Source organism: Hymenobacter lapidiphilus (assembly GCF_013377885.1).
GTDB classification, from domain to species: Bacteria; Bacteroidota; Bacteroidia; order Cytophagales; family Hymenobacteraceae; genus Hymenobacter; species Hymenobacter lapidiphilus.
In genome coordinates this window covers 1-20,512 of record NZ_JABKAU010000025.1, presented here as the reverse complement: position 1 = coordinate 20,512, position 20,512 = coordinate 1, and the positions used below count along the sequence as shown (strand labels likewise).

Here is a 20,512-nt window from a genome sequence, read left to right as displayed (position 1 = left end):
TATAGTCCGTTTTTCCGCCCGATATTTTACCTCATGAATCCACTCTTTTCGCTTTCCCTTCCCCTGTTACCCCTGCTGGCGGGCCTTGGCCTGGCCGGTGCTACATTCTCGGAGGCCCAGGCGCAGCCGTCGGCCACTACCAAGGCTGTAGCCGGGCCAACTGCCAAGCTGCCGTTACTTCAGCCCTGGAGCGGCCCCTACGGCGGCGTACCCGCTTTCGACCAAGTGAAAGTGGCCAATTTCAAGCCGGCGCTGGAAATAGCCATGATTGAGAACATGGCCGAAATTGCGCTCATCGCCAACAATCCGGCTGCTCCTACTTTCGAGAATACCATTGCTGCCATGGAGCGTAGCGGCCGCACCCTCGACCGGGTAGAAACGGTGTACGGCATCTGGGGCACTTCGCTCAACGATGCCAGCTTTGCCGCCGTGCAGGCCGAAATGGCACCCAAAATGGCCGCTTTCAGTGACCAGATAACCCAGAATGCCGCCCTGTTCAAGCGCATTGAGGCAGTCTACAACTCGATGGCGAACAGCAACCTAACGCCCGAGCAGCAACGCCTGACGGAGGTGCGCTACAAGGCCTTCGTGCGGGCCGGTGCGAAGCTCGCTGCCCCGGCTAAGGCTCGGCTTTCGCAGATAAACCAGCAGTTGGCCGGCCTCTTCAACAAGTTCTCGCAGAACGTACTGGCCGATGAAGCCAACGAAATGCTGGTGCTCAAAACCGAGCAGGATATGAGCGGCCTGCCCACTTCGCTGCGCGACGGAGCCAAAACCGCCGCCGATTCGCGCAAAGTGGCCGCGGTGGGCGTCATCACCAACACCCGCTCCAGCGTCGACCCGTTCCTGACCTACTCCGACCAGCGCCAGCTGCGCGAGAAGGCCTGGCGCATGTTCACCAACCGCGGCGACAACGGCGGGGCCCATGACAACAACGCCCTGATTACCCAGATTCTGCAGCTGCGGGCCGAGCGGGCCAAGCTGCTGGGCTACAAAACGCACGCCCACCTGCGGCTCGATAACACGATGGCCAAAACGCCCGAAGCCGCCATGGAGCTCATGGAGCAGGTGTGGAAGCCGGCCGTGGCCCGCGTAAACGAGGAAGTGGCCGATATGCAGGCGCTGGCCATAAAGGAAGGTGCGCCGGCCGACTTCAAAATTGAGCCCTGGGATTACGCCTACTACGCCGAGAAGGTGCGCAAGGAGCGCTACGACCTCGACCAGAACGAGGTAAAGCAGTACCTGCAGCTCGACAAGATGCGCGAGGGTATGTTCTGGATGGCCGGCGAGCTGTTCAACTTCAGCTTCAAGCCCGTTACCAATGTGCCCGTGTTTCACCCCGATGTGCGGGTGTGGCAGGTGAACGACAAAACCACCGGCCAGCAAGTGGGCCTCTGGTACTTCGACCCCTACGCCCGGCCGGGCAAGAAATCGGGGGCCTGGATGAACGCCTACCGCCGCCAGGAGCGCATGGATGGCCAGGAAGTGACGACCATCGTGTCCAACAACTCCAACTTCGTGAAGGGCAAGCCCGGTGAGCCGGTACTCATTTCGTGGTCGGATGCTACCACGCTGTTCCACGAGTTCGGCCACGCCCTGCACGGGCTGTCGAGCAACGTTACCTACGGCGGGCTTTCGGGCACCAGCGTAGTGCGCGACTACGTGGAGTTCCCCTCGCAGGTGCTCGAAAACTGGCTGCCTACCCCCGAGGTGCTCAACCGCTTCGCCCTACACTACCAGACCGGCAAGCCTATTCCGCAGGAGTTGGTCGACCGCATCGACAAGGCCAGCACCTTCAACGAGGGCTTCGCCACCACCGAGTTTCTGGCCAGCGCCCTCATCGACATGAAGCTGCACCTAGCCGGCGACCAGAAAATCGACCCCGATAAGTTCGAGCGCGAAACGCTGGCCCAGATGGGCATGCCCTCCGAGCTGGTGATGCGCCACCGTACGCCGCAGTTCAACCACGTATTCGCCTCCGACGGGTACTCGGCCGGCTACTACTCCTACCTGTGGTCGGTGGTGCTGGCGGCCGATGCCTTCAGCGCATTCACCGAGGCCGGCGGCGCCTACGACAAGTCGGTGGGCGAGCGGCTGCGCAAAAACGTGTTCACGGTGGGCAACACCGTCGACCCGGCGGCTGGCTACCGCGCCTTCCGCGGCCGCGACCCGAAAATTGATGCCCTGATGGCTCAGCGCGGTTTCCCGATGACGACTGCCACACCGACAACGCCGGCCGCGCCAGCAGTTCAGGCTGCGGACCAGCCGGAAAAAGTCAAGATGAAAATCAAAAAGGGCAAGCGCAAGTAGCCCCGTCAGAACCTCAGGCTGCGCTCTGAGTGCAGCCGGCACAAAAGAAGGCCCCGCAATAATTGTTGCGGGGCCTTCTTTTGTTGCTAATGCGGTTAACCCAAGCTGCGGAGGGCGGTGTAGGGGCGGGGCTTGTCCCCGCCCGCCGTTGAACGATTCGGTAACGGACCGTTGTACGAACCCATCGGAGGGCGGGGACAAGCTCCGCCCCTACACCGCCCTCCGCAGCTTGCTACGTTCTATTGCAAATCGAAGCGCAGACCCAGGTAGCCGAGGCGGCCAACCTGCGGGCCGCCAAATACCTGCGTGTTGTTGGTATCGAAGGCGTTGGAAATGCCGGCCTGGAACGTAGTGCCCCACTTCGGTACCAGGTAGCCCAGGTAAGCATCGGTGGTGCTGTAGTCGCGGATGCGGCCGACGGCGAAGGGCATTTCCTGTAGGTGGCCCTGTACCCAGCGGTAGTTTACGGAGTAGCTCAGGTTGCTGAGCTGGCCGTTTATGCCTACGTTGTACTTGTGCTTGGGCGTGTTGAAGAAGGTCTGGAAGCCAGCGGGCAGGTCGCTCTTGTCGATAACGTTGAGCGAGTAGTTGCCGGTCAGGTTGAAGCCGCGGTTGAAATAATACGTCAGACCCGCCGTAACGCCCTGGGTTTTCACTTCCTGGTTGCTGTTTGCATACGTGTACAGCACGCGGGTGGGCTTGCTCTGGTTGGTATAGAGCGTAGGGTAGCCCTCCTGTAGCTGTGCTCTGGTCGGCTGGCTGCCATCGGTATTGCCAACGAACAGCTGGCCCCCGATAAATCCATCATAACGGCTCCGGAAATAGCTTACATCGGCGTACAGGTTGGCAATCAGCGCACCTTTGTAGCCAATTTCGGCTGTTTTCACCTGCTCCAGCTTCAACGGGCTGATGTTAGCCTCGTAGGTTTTCAGCAGGTCGGGATTGGAAACGGCCGCGCCAAACGTTTGGGGCGAGGCAAACAACGCCTCGTTGTACCCCCGGAACCCGTCGGCGGCGTTGCCCAGCAGTACGGCATTACGAATGTCGCTGTACAGATACTGCTCCAGCTGCGAAGGCGAGCGGAACGCTTGCCCGTAGCTGGCGCGGAAGTTATGCTGCTTGTTTTCGCCCAGCGAATACACGGCTGATGCCCGAGGGGAGAAAGACGGCTTGAAGTTCTTGAACTCATCGACCCGGCCGGCCAGGGCCAGTTTCAGGCGCTCCTGGAATACGGTTTGGGTGAGCTGGCCATAAACGCCATACTCGTAGTTTACGATGCGCTTACCATCCCGATCGGAGAACAGCAGGCCATCGGAACCCAGCCGGTACTGGCGGTAGGCCCCGCCCACTACCAGGTTGGTACCCGCCTCGCCGAGGGTAAACTGCCGCTGAGCACTGATGTCGTGCAGGTAGGAGTTGAAGTACTGCTGGGCGCCGGCACCTGGGGTCCGGTTATCCACAATGCGGTTGCGCAGGGTGGTGAAACGTGGATCGGAGGTTTTAAGCTGGGTGCTATTGGCCGCCGACTGAGCCGCCGCCAGCGCCGCATCGGGCGCCAGGCCGGCCTGGCGGGCCTGGCTGTAGGCAGCATTGTAGGTGGCGTAGAACAGGTTCTGGTAGCTTACGCTCCCGCCTTCCGTAGTGGGCGCCTGCTGAATCAGGGAGCCCAACTGGTTGAATTCGTAGGAGTTGCCGGAGAAGTCCTCCGTGCTATACAGGCGCACAAACCCTTTGCTGCTCTTCAACTCAGCGCGGTATTGGTTCGAGCCCAGGCCCTTCACCCGGAAACGGCTCAGGTTCTGGTAGGTGGCAGTGCCCTCGGCCCGTTTGGCTTCTACGGTTAGCTTCAGGTCGTCGCGCAGCAGGTACGAAACAGTACCGCCCAAGCGGTACGACGACGTCCGGTTATCGTTGGTAATCAGCTCCTGCTCCGTAAAGCCCGGTAGGTAGGCTGTTTTTCCGTACAACTCCGGGTTGGTGCCGCCCGGCAGTTGCTGAAAAGGATTGAACGCGTATCCTCCTTCTCCGTAACGGTTTACCGCATTGTAGCCCAGCGTGGAGCCGGCGGGGTTTGCCGAACTCTGGGTGGCCTCGTAGTTCGTCGCCAGCCAGTCATCGGCCCGGAAGGCGCTGGCGTTGATCTTGAAAGCGAGTTTCTCTGTAATTTTTTTGGCGTAACGCACCTGCCCATCCAGCAAATCGCGCTGGCCGGCGCGCAGGCGCACGCTTAGCCCCTCATACACGAAGGGGTCTTTGGAGTTGAACAGGATTACCCCGCTCAGAGCATTGGCACCATAAAGAGCCGAAGACGGGCCGTGGATAATCTCGATGCTTTCCATATCCAGCTCCGGGATACCAACCAGGTTGCCAGGGCTTAGGTTGAGGGAAGGCAACTGGGTATCCATGTAGTCTACCAGCTGAATTACGCGCTCCGATTTGGCCGTGTTGAAGCCCCGGGTACTTATGCTGGTGAACAACATGGAGGCCGAGCTCACATCGATGCCCTTTACCTGACCCAGGCCGCTCAGCACCTCAGGCGTGGTAATGCGCTCAATCTGGCGGGTCGAGAGCTTATCGACGGTTACCGGAGCGCGCAGAATGCTTTCCTCAATGCGCGAGGCCGATACGATGGTTTCGTTCAGCAGGGTGGCGCTGGGCGAAAGGCCCACATTAAGGGCCTGATCGGGCGCCTGGAGCAATACTTCCCGGGTATCAAACCCTACGTAAGAAAACACCAGCGTTACCGGGCCATTTGCAAAGTCGGCGCTTACCCGGAAGCTGCCCTGCTGATCGGTGCTGGTGCCAATGAAGGTGCCTTTGATGAAAACAGTAGCTCCCGGCAGAGGTATGCCTTTATCGGTCAGCACCTTGCCGGATATAGATGCTTCGGCCAAGTTGGGGGAAACAGCGGCGTTGTAAACAGCAGGAGTTGTTACAGCAGAAACTGCAGTAGCCGAGGCCAATTGCGGCAACAGGGCCGTAGTAACCAGCAGCGAGGGGTAATAAGACTTCATACGAGTGAGAATGCCCGGGGACGTGTGTAATGGGGGCACAAACGTAGGCTCCATCCAAGCAGAGGCAGTGTATTTTTCGATGAACGTGGTATAAACCCGGGCAGAACTTAGCTTTAATTGTTTTGCAGATAGCCTGTGTAATCCCGTAGCGCACCCTGGGGCTGGTTGAGACGTATGGGGACAGATGCCGAACCTGACCAACCCCGAACTGGCCTTTGTACTGGGACGCCTGCTGCTGGGCGTAAATTTTCTGATGCACTGCCTGGTGCGCCTGCCCAAGCTGGCCGGCTTCCGGGCGGGCCTGGTAAAGCAATTCGCGGCTACGCCCCTGCCCGCGCCGCTGGTAGACGTGTTTGCCGCGGCGCTGCCCTTCGTGGAAGGCGGAATTGGGCTGGTGCTGCTGCTGGGCCTGTTTACCCGCCCGGCACTGGCAGCGGCTATGCTGGTGATTATAAGCCTGGTGGTGGGCAGCAGCCTGCTCGAAGAATGGGCAACGGTCGGTTCGCAGATGCTCTACGGCCTGTTCATTATCACCCTCATCCTGCACGCCCAGCACAACCGCCTATGCCTCGACCGGCGGCTCGGCCGTCCGGAAGTGGTGTAGCTGCGCAAAACAGGCCGGTGGCTGAGGCATACCAGGCAGCAAGCTGGTTTTGCACGCGTGGCATTCCAGCTTATCTTCCTGCCTTCAACCCAGTTATACCTGCCGTGGCTGCCAACGAAACCGTTCTGCTGACGTTACGCCTGGCCGGCTCGGTGCCTGCCCGCGCCGGCCGCGAGCTGCACGCTCACTACCTGGCGGCCCAGGCCGCCGCCCGCACCGCCCCCTACCCCGCTGCGGCCGGCCACCGTGCCGAAAAGCAGTTCTTCGCCGCCTTCGATGCGCTGCTCGATGCCCATACCGTAGGCCCCGATTACCTGGGCCGCGAGAAAATAGCCGAGCTGGTAGCGGGCGAGCTGCTGATGCTGGAGGAGCAGGGTTTGCGGGTTCCGGGCTTCGTGCTGCTCCCCAACCACCTGCATGCCGTGCTGGTACTGCCAGCGGGCGCGGGCTTATCGCTCTATAAAACCATTGAGCTGCTGCACCAGCGCACCGCCGCCCAGGCCCGCCGCCTGCTACGCGGCCAGCTCCCGCCCGAGGCCGATTTCTGGCACCCCGGCTCCCACGAATTACCTATCCAGGACGAAGCCGAGCAGCAGCGCGTGCTGGCCTACCTAGCCGCCCACCCGGCCCGCCTAGGCTTGCCCGCGCGGTTCCACGCGTGGCCGTACGTGCCGGAGTGAGTAATTGAATGCTTGCGGCACGACGTAGGGGCGGGGCTTGTCCCCGCCCGCCGTTGAACGGTTCCGTTTGGTCATGCTCAACGGCGGGCAGGGGCAAGCCCCACCCCTACATGACAGCTATCATTCACTTACTTCGCTCGGTGGATAATGGCGACGCTGACTAGGATGATGACCATGCCCAGCAGGTGCCAGAGGTTGAACTCCTCACCGTCGAGCACGCCCCAGGCCAGGGCTACTACCGGAATGAGGTAGGTGTTGGAAGCTGCGAACAGGGCCGTAGAGGTCTGAATAAGCTTATTAAAAAGCACCATGGCCACGGCCGTGCTCATGGTAGCCAGCAACGCAATGTAGCCGAAGGCCGTCCAGGCCCCGGGCACGGTGGCCAGCTTACCCAGAAAACCGGTGCCCACGAGCAGAAAAGCCAGCGCCGGCCCGCCAATAAACAGCAGCAGCAGCCCCGTTACGGCCAGGGCCGGAATATCGCTCAGGTGGCGCTTGATGACGTTTACACTCACGCCGTAGCCCAGCGTGGCAGCCACAATGAACAGACCGTACCAGGCGTTGCCGGCCCCGCCGGCGGGGGCAGTACCGGCCGCGGCGCTACCGCCTAACACCATCAGCACCAACGTGCCGGCCAGGCCCAGCGCAATACCCAGCACCCGCAGGCCGGTAAGCTTCTGGCCGAAAAAGGCAGCCCCTACCACCAGCGTAAATACGGCCGTGAGGGCATTGAGCACCCCCGCCAGTCCCGAGGCCAGCCGGGTTTCGGCGTAGGCGAACAGGAAAGCCGGCAGCAGTGTGCCCACTACACCGCTCAGCAGCAGCCACTTCAGCTTCTCGCGGTTTACGCGGCCCAGGTGGCGCAACGCAAACGGCAGCAGCAGCAGCGCCGCCACGCTCACCCGGGCGGCCCCCAACTCCAGCGCCGAAAACACCAGCAACCCCTTCTTCATCAGAATAAATGAGGTACCCCAGATGCCAGCCAGCACCAACAGCAGCGCCCACGCCGTGGCCGTTGGGGCGGGCAGCGGCGACGCGGCAACGGCGGCTGGAGCGGTGGGGGCGGCAGTAGGGTTGGCGGGGGTAGTAGTGGGCATAAGGGCAGGAGTGGAAGCAGGACGGGCGAAGAAAGCAACAAAAGAACGTCATGCTGAGCCTGCCGAAGCATCTCTGCTGCTTCGCTGAACAACCTCAGTGAAGCGGTAGAGATGCTTCGGCAAGCTCAGCATGACGTTCTGATAAACACGTAGACTTACCCCACCAGCACCGGCTCAGCGGCCGTTATTTCGTCGAGGATGCGGTGGATTTCCAGTGGGTCGTTGGTATCGACGAGGCGGCTACGCCACTGCCGGGCCCCTTCGAGGCCGCGGAAGTACTGGGCGTAGTGGCGGCGCATTTCGAACACACCGGCCCGTGGGCCCTTCCACTCCAGGCTTTTCTCGAAGTGCATGCGGCAGGCCTGCACGCGCTCCTCCACGGTGGGCGGGGCCAGCAGCTCACCGGTGGCCACGTAATGTTTCACCTCCCGGAAAATCCAGGGGTAGCCGATGGCGGCGCGGCCAATCATAATGCCGTCCACGCCATAGCGGTTCTTGTACTCCACGGCTTTCTGGGCAGAGTCGATATCACCGTTGCCGAAGATGGGGATTTTGATGCGCGGGTTGTTCTTGATGGCCGCAATCAGCCGCCAGTCGGCGTCGCCCTTGTACATCTGCACGCGGGTGCGGCCGTGCACCGTGAGGGCCTCGATGCCCACATCCTGTAGGCGCTCGGCTACTTCCTCCACGTTCTTGGTGTCCTCGTCCCAGCCCAGGCGGGTTTTCACGGTTACCGGCAGGTGGGTCGCCCGCACTACAGCAGCCGTCATTTCTACCATTTTCGGAATGTCGCGCAGCAACGCGGCGCCCGCGCCCCGGCAGGCCACCTGCTTCACGGGGCAGCCATAGTTGATGTCGATCAGGTCGGGGCCGGCCTCGGTGCTGAGGCGGGCGCACTCGCCCATCGTGGCCACATCGGAACCGAAGAGCTGGATGCCGATGGGCCGCTCGTAATCGAATACATCGAGCTTCTGGCGGCTCTTGGCGGCGGCCCGAATCAGGCCCTCCGACGAGATGAATTCGGTGTACATCAAATCGGCCCCGCCCTGCTTGCACACGGCCCGGAACGGCGGGTCCGATACGTCCTCCATGGGCGCGAGCAGCAGCGGGAAATCGGGCAGGGCAATGTTGCGGATATGGACCACTTATTTTTGAGCTGATAGCTGGCAGCGGTTAGCTGGCAGCTTTTGATTGATAACGAAAAAGGCACCGGCGCAGGCCCGTTGGGGCTGGCACTGGTATTTTGCGCAAATTTACGATTAGTTAGGGGCCCGGCCCCATCCACCCCCAACCCCGCCCCCGACATGAAAGGTTTCGTTTCGAGCCGGCTGCACCCGCTAGCCAACCTGGGTCTGCTGCTGATTTTGCTGGCCGTAATGGGCGTGCTTAGCACACTCCTTATTGCCATTATCAGCAACCTGCTGTATGGGGTGGGCTTCACGGCGCTGGGCAATGTGCAGCAGCAGCCCAGCAACTACGCCAACGGCTGGGAAGTTTCGATGCTCAGCCAGGGCCTGCTACTACTCGGTGGGTTTGGGGGGGCGGCCGTAGCGCTGACCAAGCTTACGGGCTACGAACTGCCCGATTACTTTACTCCCCGCCGCCAGATACCGCCTGGCTGGCTGCTGCTGGCGGCCGTGCTCATCGTGGCCAGTATGCCGGCTATGTCGGTACTGATTTCCTGGAATGCCAAGCTGCACCTGCCCGAGGCCCTGGCCCACTGGGAGGAGCTGGCCCGGCAGGCCGAAGCCACGGCCCAGAATACCATTAAGTACCTGACCCGCTTCTCGTCGCCGGCCCGCTTTGTGGTGGCGCTGCTGGTTATTGCCGTGATACCCGCCGTAAGTGAGGAGCTGTTTTTCCGGGGCGTGATTCAGCGCAACCTCGTGCAATGGACCAGCTCGCGGCACGTCGGCATCTGGCTGGCGGCGGCCATTTTCAGCGCCATTCACTTCCAGTTTCTGGGCTTTTTCCCACGCTTCATGCTGGGGCTTGTGCTGGGCTATTTATACGAGTGGAGCGGCAACATTCTGGTGCCCATGGCGGCCCACTTCGCCCAGAACGCCTTCCAGCTGGTGCTGCTGTATGCCCAGCAGCGCGAATGGTCGGCCACCGATTTCGACCCCGATTCGACCGAGGCTCTGCCCCTGCCCTGGGTGCTGGCTTCGCTGCTGCTCAGCTCGCTCCTGCTCTGGTACCTCTACCAACGCATGCAGCGCCCCTTCTCCGACGGCCCGCCCACCGAAATGCACACCCTGGGCCGCCGTGGTGTGGCCGTGGTGCACGCCGCCGACGCCCCGCTCCCACCCGCCCGCACCCTCAGCCACGATGGCGTGGATACAACCAATTCCTGAGCTCTTAGCGGAGAGCTATTTGCTGGTAGCTTTCGTACTGAAATCCTATTTTCGCCAGGCAATGCCTGTCAGGTTTCAGATTTTGTGCGGAGATTGAGCCGCCGACCATTGCTTTGCCTGCCTGGCATTTCCCCCTTCTATTTCTCAAAAGCGAACAGCTACTGGCTGTCCGCTAATAGCCTACAAACCGTTGTCTGAGCCCGCCGCCGCCAAAGCCCCGATGTCCAACTTAAGTCAGCGCATTATTTTTGGCGTGCTGGGAGCCGTACTGCTGCTGGGCAGCGTGTGGTTCAGTGTCTGGACGTTTGCCCTGCTTTTCGTGGTAGTGCAGGCCCGAATGCTGCTGGAGTTCTACCGCATGATGCGCCAGGCGGGTTACAAGCCGGCCGCCATGCTGGGCGTGGGCATCAGTCTGCTACTGTTTGCCAGCGTGGCTGCCCTCACCGATTTCCGGACGCTGGCCAACGCAGCCGTACCGCTGGCCGTGGCCGACATGGGCTACCTGCGCAACTCGGCGGTGGGCCTGATTGTGCTGCTGCCGGTACTGCTGATTCTGCGCGAAATGTACTCTTGGCCCCGCGCTGAGCAGGCGTTTGCGCCGTTTTCCAATGTGGGCGTGGCCCTGCTGGGGCTACTCTACGTGAGTCTGCCCATGAGCTTGCTCACGGTTGTAGCCTTCAGTGGATCAGGCGGCTATGACTACCGCCGCGTGTTTGCGCTGCTGTTTATGGTCTGGGCTTCCGATATCGGAGCCTACGCGGCGGGCAAAAGCATGGGCAAGCATAAGCTGGCTCCTAAAATCTCGCCCGGCAAAACCTGGGAGGGTGCCGTTGGCGGCTTTCTGCTCACGCTGCTGGTGGGTGCGGCCCTGGGCTGGCTGCTGCCCGAACTCTCGCTGGCTTACCGCCTGATAGTGGCTGGCGTGGTAGCCGTGTTCGGCCCGCTCGGCGACCTGGCCGAATCCATGCTCAAGCGCAGCGTAGGCGTCAAGGATTCGGGCCGCATCATGCCCGGCCACGGCGGCCTGCTCGACCGCTTCGATGCCTTCCTGTTTATCCTGCCCGTGCTGGCTGTTCTGAAGCTGATTTTCGATTCATAATCAGCCGCTAAGCGGCGCGCGCCCGCCTGCATTACCGTCTCCTTCCCCACTCCAAAGTAAAGGTCTACCTTTGCTTACGAATTCCACCCGCGGCTCCGTTTTTTCGGGGCCGCTATCTTATTCCCCCCACCCAATCCCCACCCGTATGGCTGCTACCACGGTCTACAAGTACAAAGAGCCGGCTCCCCGCGTTGATGCTGAAAACCCGCTCGAATCGATGATGTCGCGTTTCAATGTGGCGGCCGAAATCCTCGGCCTCGACGAGGAAACATACGAAGTGCTCAAGGCCGCCGACAAGCAGGTCATCGTGCATATTCCCGTCACGATGGACAACGGCAAGGTGCGCGTGTTTGAGGGCTACCGCGTCATTCACAACACCATTTTGGGTCCCAGCAAGGGTGGTATCCGCTACGATAAGAACGTACACCTCGACGAGGTGAAAGCCCTGGCGGCCTGGATGACCTGGAAGTGCGCCGTGGTCGACATTCCGTATGGTGGCGCGAAGGGTGGCATCATCTGCGAGCCAACCAAAATGAGCGCCGGCGAAATTGAGCGCCTCACCCGCGGCTACACGCTGGCCATGAAGGACGTATTCGGCCCCGACCGCGACATTCCGGCTCCCGACATGGGCACCGGCCCGCGCGAGATGGCCTGGCTAATGGACGAGTTTTCGAAGACCGTGGGCGGCACCTCGCCGGCCGTGGTAACGGGCAAGCCCCTGGTAATGGGTGGCTCGCTGGGCCGCACCGAGGCTACCGGCCGCGGCGTGATGGTAGCGGCCATGGCAGCCCTCAAAAAGCTCGGCCTCGACCCGCACACGGTGTCGGCGGCAGTGCAGGGCTTCGGTAATGTGGGTTCGTGGGCAGCCAAGCTGCTAAGCGAGAAGGGTGTGAAAATCAAGGGCCTTTCCGACGTAAGCGGCGCTTACTGGAACGACAACGGCATCGACATCGACGAGGCTATTGCCTATAAAAATGCCCACGCCGGCCGTCTCGACGGCTTCCAGGGTGCCACGATGCTCGAAAACGCCGACGACCTGCTCACCACCGACGTGGATGTGCTTGTACCAGCCGCCGTTGAGGATGTCATCACCGAGCACAATGCCCACGCCATTAAGGCCAAGCTGATTGTGGAAGGCGCCAACGGCCCTACTTCGGCGTCGGCCGACCCCATCATCAACGAAAAAGGCATTATGGTGGTGCCCGATATTCTGGCCAACTCGGGCGGCGTAACTGTTTCCTACTTCGAGTGGGTGCAGAACAAGCAGGGCTTCAAGTGGAGCGAGAAAATGGTAACCGAGCGCGCCGACCGCATCATGAACGACGCCTTCGAGAAGGTGTACCAGACCAGCCAGAAGTACGATGTGCCCATGCGCATCGCCGCCTACGTGGTAGCCATCGACAAAGTAGCCCAGACCTACAAGTTCCGCGGCGGCTACTAAAGCCCTGGTCTCGTAGGTGTCTGGCTGCCGCTGATGCAGGCATGCCGGACAGACAAACCGTTTAGCAGCCGGCGTCAGGCAGTTTTCGGGTCTTGGCGCGACATGTGGCTTGCGCACGTATATTTGTTTTCGGATAGCCCGAGCCGCTGGTTCGGGCTATCTTTGTGTAGCCTAGCTGCTTTGAGCGCTATTCTACCATCGAAATTGGCTAACTCAACGTAAGCAATAATCCGCGCTATGCTCTATCGGTCCACTTACGGACCGGCCACGAGCCACCTGAATCAGTTTACTCAGGCCGACAGGCGCAAATCAGTGATGTATGAAAATCCATAAGGAAGGACGACGGATTCTGTTTTTTACACTGCTGGCGCTGCTGGTCGTGAACCTGCTGCTGTTTCGCTACAACGCTGAAAACGGTGGTTTCAACAAGGTTTTCGCCGGCATTTCGGTTATCATGTTCCTGGTTCTGCTGCAATTTTTCCGCAGCCCGGCCCGCCGTCTCTTCACCCACGAAGACCTGATTATCGCCCCGGCCGATGGCAAGGTGGTGGTAATTGAGAACGTGCAGGAGCCCGAGTATTTCGACGATATGCGCATGCAGATCAGCATCTTCATGTCGCCGATTAACGTGCACATCACCCGCAACCCGATTTCGGGAATCGTGCGTTACTTCAAGTACCATCCCGGCAACTACCTGGTAGCCTGGCACCCCAAAAGCAGCACCAAAAACGAGCGCACCACAGTGGTGGTGGAATCGGAAGCCGGCCCGCTGGTGCTGTTCCGCCAGATTGCCGGAGCCATGGCCCGCCGCATTGTGTGGTATGTAAACGAAGGCGACGAGGTAAGCCAGGGTGAGGAGTTCGGCTTCATCAAGTTCGGCTCGCGGGTTGACATCTTCGTGCCCCTCGACACTGAAGTAAAAGTACAGATTGGCGAAAAGGTAAAAGGCGGCCAGACCGTCATTGCCCAGCTCAAAACGCCACCGCCAAGCCTTTTTTAAGCAGTTGGTGGTACCTCCCAAACAACAGCGGCGGCTCCCGATTCGGAGGCCGCCGCTGCTGTTTTAAGAGTTATGAGTGGAATTGCGCCTGGATGGCGGCATCGTCTATTGTTGCTGGGCCGGCTATACTTCGGCTTTGCATTTTGAGCCAGCCATACTTGATAGTGTAATACCAAGTTTGAGACTTCGCTGCCGGTAATCGAGCGGCGGCTATTACCTGACCGTAGGTAAATCCCTCACTCTTCTGTCGGGTATCAGGATTAGTGTAGGTATGCGTACATAGAAACTCGTCGGAAGTATACACCCACTCCATTGCCACATATACTCCTTGCTGCGGAAACTCTATTCCATAACGATCTAAATTCACAGTCACCCAGCCCCTCTCGGTCGCTGCCGCCAGCACAGATGTTGTTAGCAAGTCAGTTCCATGGCTACCATCAGGACCATCTGCCGCATATATGCGTACCCGAAAAGGAGCCCGCATGCTTACTTTACTGCAACCTATGCTTGACTTCACGAAGAAGCGCACGGCCGTCAGGTGGCCGTCGGTAGGCGGCTGGCACAGGCGGGCTATCTGCCAGCCACTGTTACTTTCACGTGATAGACGGTTTTGCTGGTAACCGCCGTGCTTGGTTGGCCCAACTAGCAACCCCACCCACTCGGCTATACCTGGCCGCACCACCACCTCGTTCAACGACACGGGCAGCGCGGCCAGCCGCAACGTGGCCGTAACCCCGGCCGGCACCGGCACGCGCTGCCTCGCATAGCCCAGCGCCGAAACACTCAGCGAGTCGGTGGGCGCAAGGGCGGCGGGCAACGGCAGTGAGAAGCGTCCCTCGTCATCGGCCTGCACTCCTATCTTTTGGGCCGGCAACTCCAGCACGGCAAAGGGTACTGCGCCCCCTCGGCTGTCCTGCACGGTGCCAGTAAGGGTGCGTTGGGCCTTCAACGGATGGGCCAGAGCCACGAGAAACGTTGTGGCAGCAAGCAAACAAGGAAATTGGGAAGGCATACAAACGGAAAGCCGGCTGATGCCACGAAGCTAGCCGATTTTACCATTCATTCAGTTAAGCCTAAATCAACCCTTTTTGGGCAACTGATAATGCAGTAGCACGGTGCCGTCGGGCCAGGTTTGGGTACGCAGCATCTGCAGCGTCTGGGGCTGCGCCTGGTGGCGCCAGAGTGGGATGCCCGAGCCCAGCACACGCGGCACCACCAGCAGCATCAACTCATCGACCAGGCCGGCTGTGAGCAGCGGCGAGGCCAGCGTACTGCCCCCGATAAGCCAGATGGTACGCCCGGGCTGCTGGCGCAGCTCCCGCACAAAAGCCAGCGCTTCGCCACTAACGAACTGTACCGATGCATCGGGCGTCTGGGTTGGGGACTGACGGCTGAACACGTAGTTGGTGAGCCCGGCATAGGGCCAGGAGCCCGAATCGAGTATTTGCTCGTACGTGCCGCGCCCAAGCAGCGTCGCATCGGCACTGGCCAGAAACTCGGCGTAGCCATAGTCCTGGTCGGCTGTGGGCAGCCACTCCACCGAGCCATCGGGTGAGGCAATATAGCCATCGAGGCTGATGGCAATATAGAGTACAACTTTACGCATGCAGGGGTGGGGTTTGGTTGGAGGAGAAGAGCGAGAGTTTGGTAAAACGTGCCGCGCCGGCTGTCGGGCCCGGTTTGGTAGCTGGTACGAACTAGGCAGCTATCAGGATTGGGGTTCGGTGCTTTGTCTTTGAATAACACCAGCAATCCGGCTGAATCTAACCAGTAAGCTAATTTCCATTTTTCAGTCGAGATTTGGAAGTGACTCCCTCGTTAAGTGGGCACCCGGTTAGCACCGTATCTTTGTACCCGCACCAAACCGGTGCCCCAGTCCGCCACTCCTTTCTTTGCACTTCCTTATCGCATGGCCGAAGAACTCCTGCTCGATACAACCCTCAGCAAAGCCGACCAATACCGCCAGCTGCTGCCCCAGCTCACTGCCCTAACCACCGGCGAGCCCGACTTAGTAGCGAATCTGGCCAACACCGCCGCCGCGCTACGTCAGGCATTCGGCTTTTTCTGGGTGGGATTTTACTTGGTAAAAGACGATGAGCTAATACTCGGCCCCTTCCAGGGCCCTATTGCCTGCACCCGTATCCGGCACGGCAAGGGCGTGTGTGGCAGCAGCTGGGCCCAAGCCACTACGCTGCTCGTACCCGACGTAGAGCAGTTTCCCGGCCACATTGCCTGCAGCTCCGCCTCGAAATCCGAAATCGTGGTGCCCGTCATCCAGAACGGCCGCGTGGTGGCCGTGCTCGATGTCGACAGCGACCAACTCAACGACTTCGATACCACCGACCAGCAATTTCTGGAGCAGCTCGCGCAGCTGGCCGCCAGCTGGTTCTAAAGTATCTGAGCTGGCTACCGGCCAGAAAGACCAGGGGCCGCAACTGAAAACATCAGTTGCGGCCCCTGGTCTTTCCAATACGTTCATCGATAAGTCAGCCTGAGCTGCGTACTTGCTACAGCACCATATAAAAGAAAAGGGCGTCTCCGTAATGGAAACGCCCTTTTAGGTAGCGGGGACTGGACTCGAACCAGTGACCTTTGGGTTATGAGCCCAACGAGCTACCAACTGCTCCACCCCGCACTGTTTGGTAATACAAATGTACCAGGCTTTTTGGGAAAAGCAGCATGAACGGCCATAAAAACCCCACTGTTACGCTATCCCCCCTGATAATCAAGCGCAAAAAATCAGTCAGTGCCCATACGACCACCCATTAGCCATCCTCTGGCAAGCCTACTCAGCCCATCAAACACGCCTGCTGCCTAAAACCGACTAGTGATTCCGAAGTGGATTTTGCCCGAGCCTAACCCGAAACGCTGCTGCTCGCTGCGCCCCAAGGCGTACACGAACTGGAACTGGCCCGCGCCGGTACGGAAGCTCAGGCCTGCCCCCAGGCCAGTAGGCGTATCGCGCGGATAGGGGTCGTTGGGCAGGTCGCGGCGCAGATAAGCCTGGTCGGCAAACACGAACAGGTAAGTATCGGGGCCGGTGAACTGGCGAAACTCGGCCGTGCCTACCGCATACTGGCTGGCGTAGAAATTCAACTCGTTGAAGCCGCGGAGCGTCGCCAGCCCGCCCAGTCGGAATAGGTCGTTGAGAAACAGCCGGTCGTTGAGCAGGGCCTCGCCGCGCAGCCGCGTGAGCAGCACCCCCGCCCGCCCGAGGCGGAAATAACGCTCGGCCCGCAAGCCCAGGCTCACTTGGCGGGTGCGCAGGGCCAGGTCATTGTATAGCTCGGGTTTCACGTCGGAGTTAGGGGTCAGGCGCTTGGTACCAATAGCCGCCTGCCCACTCAGCAGCAGTCCTCGTTTTGGAAAATAAGGGTCGTCAAGCGTGTTCCAGGTATAGTCGAGGCCGTAGGAGCCAAAGCGCGAGTCCACGTTGTCGGGCAGGCTGGTAGCCTGTTGCAGGGTGGAATTTTGGTTGAGCAGGCGGGAATTGCGCTGCTCGAAGAACACAGCCAGCCGGCCGGCCCGGGCCGTGGGGTAAGCCACCTGCACCCGCGGCCGGGTAGTGAGAAAGGATGTATCCTGCTTGAGCAGGTTAAACGAGGCACTAACTTCCAGCGGAGTGCCAAAGAACGTGGGATGCAGGTACTGAGCGTCGAGCAGCTGGGAGGTGGCATCGAGCTTGCGCCACTGCACGCCCAATCCCTTTCCCCCGCCCCCGATATTGCGCAGGTTCAGGGTAATGTCGCCGGTTATCTGCACCTTCTTCTGGCCCAGGCCCGGGTTGGGGTTGGGCAGCACGCCCACAATGGCATCGAACTGGTTGGCCGTACGGTCATCAAGCAGGAAGTATATCCGCGCCCGTCCCCGGGCAAAACGAACTTCGGGGGCGGCCTTCACCTGCAGATACGGCAACTGGCGCAACCGGCGGTCGGCCTCCAGCAGGCGTTGCTGGCTGAATGGTTCGCCGGGTTCTATCTGTAGGTATCTGCTCAGGAAGCGCGCCTTGGTTTTGGTCTGACCGATAATCTGAATGGAGTCGAACACAATAGCCGGTCCCCGGCGCAATACCACCCGGCCCTCAATAGCAGTGCCACGCAGGGCCAGCGAGTCGAGTCCTACGGTGGCAAAGGGGTAGCCTTGGTTTTCGGCCTCCTGAAGCACGCTTTCTTGAAACTTCACCCATTCCTGGGGCCGTAACAGCTGTTGCTGGTAGAGCTTTTCGCGGAAGCCAGCCCGCTCCAGGAGCGCGTCGCCAAGGTTTCCGTTGCGTAGCCGGGCCCAACGAAATTGCTCGCCCACGTACAGGCGCACGCGCAGTGTATCGTCGGTGCCCCAGCGTAGCTCATCGGCCGAGGCTGTGAGGTAAGCATCGGCCTGCAGCGCCAGCACCAGCGTACGCACCTCGCGCAGGGCAGCCAGCGAGTCGGACAGCTGCCGGCGATAGCGGTAGGCCCGTAACAGGGCTTCATCGGCAGCTTCGGTTTCGAGGCGCAACACCACGGGCCGCACTGGCCGAGGCAGGGCGGGCATAGCTTTACGCACCGAGTCGGGCGGCGGGGAAATGGCGGGCATAGCCGAAACCGGCGCAGCAGCCGGATTCAACGGCGTGCTGCCCTGGGCTGCCGCCCACCCGGCCGCATTCAGCAGCAAACACCAGAAACAGAGGATGCGGACGTACATTTGTGCCAGTGCAACGCGAACCGCGACGTTTAATTTCCCGAAGATACTTTTTGGGTAGCGGAACGCGCTTCGTAGCCGGTGGCCCCGCCTCGCCGAATGGCTTGGCATAAGCATAAGTAACCGCCGGAACATCGTACTGGCGGGCCCGCTTCGGGCATCTTTCAGCCGTTTTCTGCCCCTCTCCTTGCCTGGTATCTACCTCCACATCCCCTTCTGTAAGCAGGCCTGCCACTACTGCGACTTCCACTTCAGCACCAGCATGGGTCTGAAGAGCCGTTTGGTGGAGGCAATAGTAGCCGAGATGGATCTGCGGGCTGATTACCTGGAACCAGGAGCAACCGTTGAAACCATCTACCTCGGTGGCGGCACGCCCTCCCTGCTTTCGGCGGCAGAACTGGACCAGCTACTCACGGCCATCAACCATAAATTTACAGTGGCCGCCGATGCCGAAATTACGCTCGAAGCCAATCCCGACGACCTGACGCCAGCCAAAGTACGCGAGTTAGCGGCCTCGCCCGTCAACCGGCTCAGCATCGGCCTGCAAAGTTTCCACGAGCCGCATTTGCGCCTCATGAACCGGGCCCACTCGGCCCTGGAGTCGGGCGAGGCTGTACGCCGGGCCCAGGATGCCGGCTTCGAGAATATTTCGGTGGATCTGATTTATGGTATCTCCGCGCCCAACCACCACATCTGGGAGGCTGATATGGCAGCAGCGTTTGCGCTCCAGGTACCGCACCTCTCCTGCTACGCCCTCACCATAGAGCCCGATACCGTGTTTGGCCGCCAGCTGCGCAAGGGCAAGTTTCTGCCGTCGCCCGATGAGTTCGTGGCCCGGCAGTTTGAGCTGCTACTGGCCGAAATGGCCCGCCACGGATACGAACAGTACGAAATCAGCAACTTCTGCCAGCCCGGCCGCGAGTCGCGCCACAACTCAGCGTACTGGGCCGGTGTACCTTACCTGGGCCTGGGGCCCAGCGCTCATTCCTTCAATGGCCACAGCCGCCACGCCACGCTGGCCAACAATCCGCGCTACGTAGCCGCCATACTCGAAGAAGGCACCGTACCAGCCACTACAGAGGTCCTCAGCCCGCTGGATCAAGCCAACGAATACCTCATGACCAGCCTGCGCACTGCTCGTGGCTGCGACCTTAACCACCTACGCGACCGATTAGGCATTGACCTTCCATCTACCTGTGCCGCTTACCTGGCTCAGCTCCAAACCACCGGTCTGGCAACATTGGAAGCCGGCTGGCTGCGCCTGACCGATGCCGGCAAGCTGTTAGCCGACCACATCACACTGGAGCTTTTTCAGGCGGGCTGATAACGACATGGCGAATCAATAAGACAACTGCCGCCCCAATATTCCGGGGGTTGGTAGTACCGCTTTGACTCTTTTGTTATTTCTTTGGAAACAGTAACCGGCCATAACACCCGGCCGCTCCTATCCGCCAACCGAAAAAAGATGAGAAGACTGATTGATGCGCTGGCCGATGACACAGATTTCTTCATTGAGCAGGTGCACCTTACCGCCATCGTTTTCGATAATTCCGACGACGTGACCATCTGGGCGACTACTGATTTCGACGGGGATACGCACTTCTTTCACCTAGGCCTACCCTTTCAGCAGCTCGATCTGCTTTTGCGCCTAGCAGGCCCTCGTTCGCCGGTGTTGCAGGAAGACATTGCCGATGCACTAGCCACTGTTCAGGAGTGGCCCTGCTTACTCGAATACACGACCGAAGCCAGCGCTCCTATTCCATTGCCAAACGTAGCTCTCAAGCTCTCCTGTACCTATCCGGCCGATGAGCCATTTGGTGAAGAAGAGGAAGAAGAGCTACCCTTCGACATAAGTGTGCAGGAAGAGGAAGAAGCAGCCGAATACGAAGCCGAGCAGCCGCACAATATATTCTATCTGGAAGGAGTATTTCTACGAGTGGTATAGCTACATACCCAGCGGGGCAACATACAGAATAGCAGGAAATAAGAGGCGCTACAGACCCATTGGGGCCACCGCTTAACGATACAAAACAATTGCTCGCCGGAGCACATGGTGGAGGTCATTTCAGGCTTGATGAGGCCGGAGTTTCCATCAACAGAGTCTACAACGGAATACGGCCCGCCTCCTCGGTTGAGGAAGCGGGCCGTATTCCGTTGGGGCGCCTACCGTGCTTGCGCAGCCCGTCGGGCCAAGCCGTACCGGGGCCGTACCGGGGCCATGCCGGGCAGTAGG

General features: G+C 60.2%; 16 protein-coding genes and 1 tRNA gene. 10 read left to right on the top strand and 7 right to left on the bottom strand.

Annotation, left to right across the window (positions count from 1 at the left end):
- Positions 1 to 33 precede the first annotated feature (33 nt).
- The gene (locus HW554_RS13370) at positions 34 to 2,310 is read left to right on the top strand and encodes a M3 family metallopeptidase (protein WP_246285221.1); all 2,277 of its coding nucleotides are present in this window, start codon (positions 34 to 36) and stop codon (positions 2,308 to 2,310) included.
- Between the two features lie 239 nt (positions 2,311 to 2,549).
- On the opposite strand, the gene HW554_RS13365 is transcribed toward HW554_RS13370, so the two are convergent.
- Positions 2,550 to 5,324, bottom strand: a complete 2,775-nt coding sequence (locus HW554_RS13365; protein ID WP_176909090.1) for a TonB-dependent receptor — start codon at positions 5,322 to 5,324, stop codon at positions 2,550 to 2,552.
- Between the two features lie 184 nt (positions 5,325 to 5,508).
- Here HW554_RS13365 and HW554_RS13360 point away from each other — a divergent pair, with 184 nt between their 5' ends.
- Positions 5,509 to 5,928, top strand: coding sequence for a DoxX family membrane protein (locus tag HW554_RS13360; protein WP_176909089.1), 420 nt, complete (start codon positions 5,509 to 5,511; stop codon positions 5,926 to 5,928).
- A gap of 104 nt (positions 5,929 to 6,032) precedes the next feature.
- Positions 6,033 to 6,608, top strand: coding sequence for a hypothetical protein (locus HW554_RS13355; RefSeq protein ID WP_176909088.1), 576 nt, complete (start codon positions 6,033 to 6,035; stop codon positions 6,606 to 6,608).
- 128 nt (positions 6,609 to 6,736) lie between these two features.
- Here HW554_RS13355 and HW554_RS13350 read toward each other — a convergent pair whose 3' ends face one another.
- Positions 6,737 to 7,705, bottom strand: a complete 969-nt coding sequence (locus HW554_RS13350) for a DMT family transporter (protein WP_176909087.1) — start codon at positions 7,703 to 7,705, stop codon at positions 6,737 to 6,739.
- A gap of 155 nt (positions 7,706 to 7,860) precedes the next feature.
- Positions 7,861 to 8,850, bottom strand: coding sequence for a tRNA dihydrouridine synthase DusB (gene dusB / locus HW554_RS13345; protein WP_176899583.1), 990 nt, complete (start codon positions 8,848 to 8,850; stop codon positions 7,861 to 7,863).
- A gap of 159 nt (positions 8,851 to 9,009) precedes the next feature.
- Between dusB and HW554_RS13340 the strand changes: the two genes are divergently transcribed.
- The 4 genes from HW554_RS13340 (at position 9,010) to HW554_RS13325 (ending at position 13,599) form a co-directional block, all read left to right on the top strand.
- On the top strand, positions 9,010 to 10,059 hold the full coding sequence (locus tag HW554_RS13340; protein WP_176909086.1) for a CPBP family intramembrane glutamic endopeptidase: 1,050 nt from the start codon (positions 9,010 to 9,012) through the stop codon (positions 10,057 to 10,059).
- Between the two features lie 190 nt (positions 10,060 to 10,249).
- Positions 10,250 to 11,158, top strand: coding sequence for a phosphatidate cytidylyltransferase (locus HW554_RS13335; protein ID WP_176909085.1), 909 nt, complete (start codon positions 10,250 to 10,252; stop codon positions 11,156 to 11,158).
- Positions 11,159 to 11,303: 145 nt separating this feature from the next.
- The gene (locus HW554_RS13330) at positions 11,304 to 12,599 is read left to right on the top strand and encodes a Glu/Leu/Phe/Val family dehydrogenase (RefSeq protein ID WP_176909084.1); all 1,296 of its coding nucleotides are present in this window, start codon (positions 11,304 to 11,306) and stop codon (positions 12,597 to 12,599) included.
- Between the two features lie 319 nt (positions 12,600 to 12,918).
- A complete protein-coding gene (locus HW554_RS13325) occupies positions 12,919 to 13,599 on the top strand; it encodes a phosphatidylserine decarboxylase family protein (protein ID WP_176909083.1) in 681 nt (226 codons plus the stop codon).
- Between the two features lie 70 nt (positions 13,600 to 13,669).
- On the opposite strand, the gene HW554_RS13320 is transcribed toward HW554_RS13325, so the two are convergent.
- Both HW554_RS13320 and HW554_RS13315 read right to left on the bottom strand, forming a co-directional pair.
- Entirely contained in the window at positions 13,670 to 14,590 is a 921-nt protein-coding gene (locus HW554_RS13320) for a carboxypeptidase regulatory-like domain-containing protein (protein ID WP_176909082.1), read from the bottom strand.
- An 87-nt stretch (positions 14,591 to 14,677) separates the two neighbouring features.
- The gene (locus HW554_RS13315; protein WP_176909081.1) at positions 14,678 to 15,205 is read right to left on the bottom strand and encodes a dihydrofolate reductase family protein; all 528 of its coding nucleotides are present in this window, start codon (positions 15,203 to 15,205) and stop codon (positions 14,678 to 14,680) included.
- Positions 15,206 to 15,508: 303 nt separating this feature from the next.
- Here HW554_RS13315 and HW554_RS13310 point away from each other — a divergent pair, with 303 nt between their 5' ends.
- Positions 15,509 to 15,991 (top strand): GAF domain-containing protein, encoded by a 483-nt coding sequence (locus tag HW554_RS13310; protein WP_176909080.1) that lies wholly within the window; start codon positions 15,509 to 15,511, stop codon positions 15,989 to 15,991.
- Positions 15,992 to 16,161: 170 nt separating this feature from the next.
- On the opposite strand, the gene HW554_RS13305 is transcribed toward HW554_RS13310, so the two are convergent.
- Both HW554_RS13305 and HW554_RS13300 read right to left on the bottom strand, forming a co-directional pair.
- Positions 16,162 to 16,234, bottom strand: a tRNA-Met gene (locus HW554_RS13305).
- 179 nt (positions 16,235 to 16,413) lie between these two features.
- Positions 16,414 to 18,282: a BamA/TamA family outer membrane protein gene (locus HW554_RS13300; protein ID WP_176909079.1), complete on the bottom strand. Its 1,869-nt coding sequence runs from the start codon at positions 18,280 to 18,282 to the stop codon at positions 16,414 to 16,416.
- A gap of 184 nt (positions 18,283 to 18,466) precedes the next feature.
- Here HW554_RS13300 and hemW point away from each other — a divergent pair, with 184 nt between their 5' ends.
- Both hemW and HW554_RS13290 read left to right on the top strand, forming a co-directional pair.
- Positions 18,467 to 19,603 carry a radical SAM family heme chaperone HemW gene (gene hemW / locus HW554_RS13295; protein ID WP_176909078.1) on the top strand — a complete coding sequence of 379 codons (1,137 nt, stop codon included), beginning with the start codon at positions 18,467 to 18,469 and terminating at the stop codon, positions 19,601 to 19,603.
- Between the two features lie 141 nt (positions 19,604 to 19,744).
- Complete coding sequence (locus tag HW554_RS13290; RefSeq protein WP_176909077.1) at positions 19,745 to 20,224, top strand: hypothetical protein; 480 nt, start codon at positions 19,745 to 19,747, stop codon at positions 20,222 to 20,224.
- Positions 20,225 to 20,512: the final 288 nt, after the last annotated feature.

Bases quoted from the DNA above. Each gene is read 5' to 3' on its own strand.
- HW554_RS13325 (WP_176909083.1), top strand. From the start codon at position 12,919: ATGAAAATCCATAAGGAAGGACGACGGATTCTGTTTTTTACACTGCTG.
- HW554_RS13360 (WP_176909089.1), top strand. From the start codon at position 5,509: ATGCCGAACCTGACCAACCCCGAACTGGCCTTTGTACTGGGACGCCTG.
- HW554_RS13315 (WP_176909081.1), bottom strand. From the start codon at position 15,205: ATGCGTAAAGTTGTACTCTATATTGCCATCAGCCTCGATGGCTATATT.
- HW554_RS13330 (WP_176909084.1), top strand. From the start codon at position 11,304: ATGGCTGCTACCACGGTCTACAAGTACAAAGAGCCGGCTCCCCGCGTT.
- HW554_RS13370 (WP_246285221.1), top strand. From the start codon at position 34: ATGAATCCACTCTTTTCGCTTTCCCTTCCCCTGTTACCCCTGCTGGCG.
- HW554_RS13340 (WP_176909086.1), top strand. From the start codon at position 9,010: ATGAAAGGTTTCGTTTCGAGCCGGCTGCACCCGCTAGCCAACCTGGGT.
- HW554_RS13350 (WP_176909087.1), bottom strand. From the start codon at position 7,705: ATGCCCACTACTACCCCCGCCAACCCTACTGCCGCCCCCACCGCTCCA.
- HW554_RS13365 (WP_176909090.1), bottom strand. From the start codon at position 5,324: ATGAAGTCTTATTACCCCTCGCTGCTGGTTACTACGGCCCTGTTGCCG.
- HW554_RS13310 (WP_176909080.1), top strand. From the start codon at position 15,509: ATGGCCGAAGAACTCCTGCTCGATACAACCCTCAGCAAAGCCGACCAA.
- HW554_RS13290 (WP_176909077.1), top strand. From the start codon at position 19,745: ATGAGAAGACTGATTGATGCGCTGGCCGATGACACAGATTTCTTCATT.
- HW554_RS13300 (WP_176909079.1), bottom strand. From the start codon at position 18,282: ATGTACGTCCGCATCCTCTGTTTCTGGTGTTTGCTGCTGAATGCGGCC.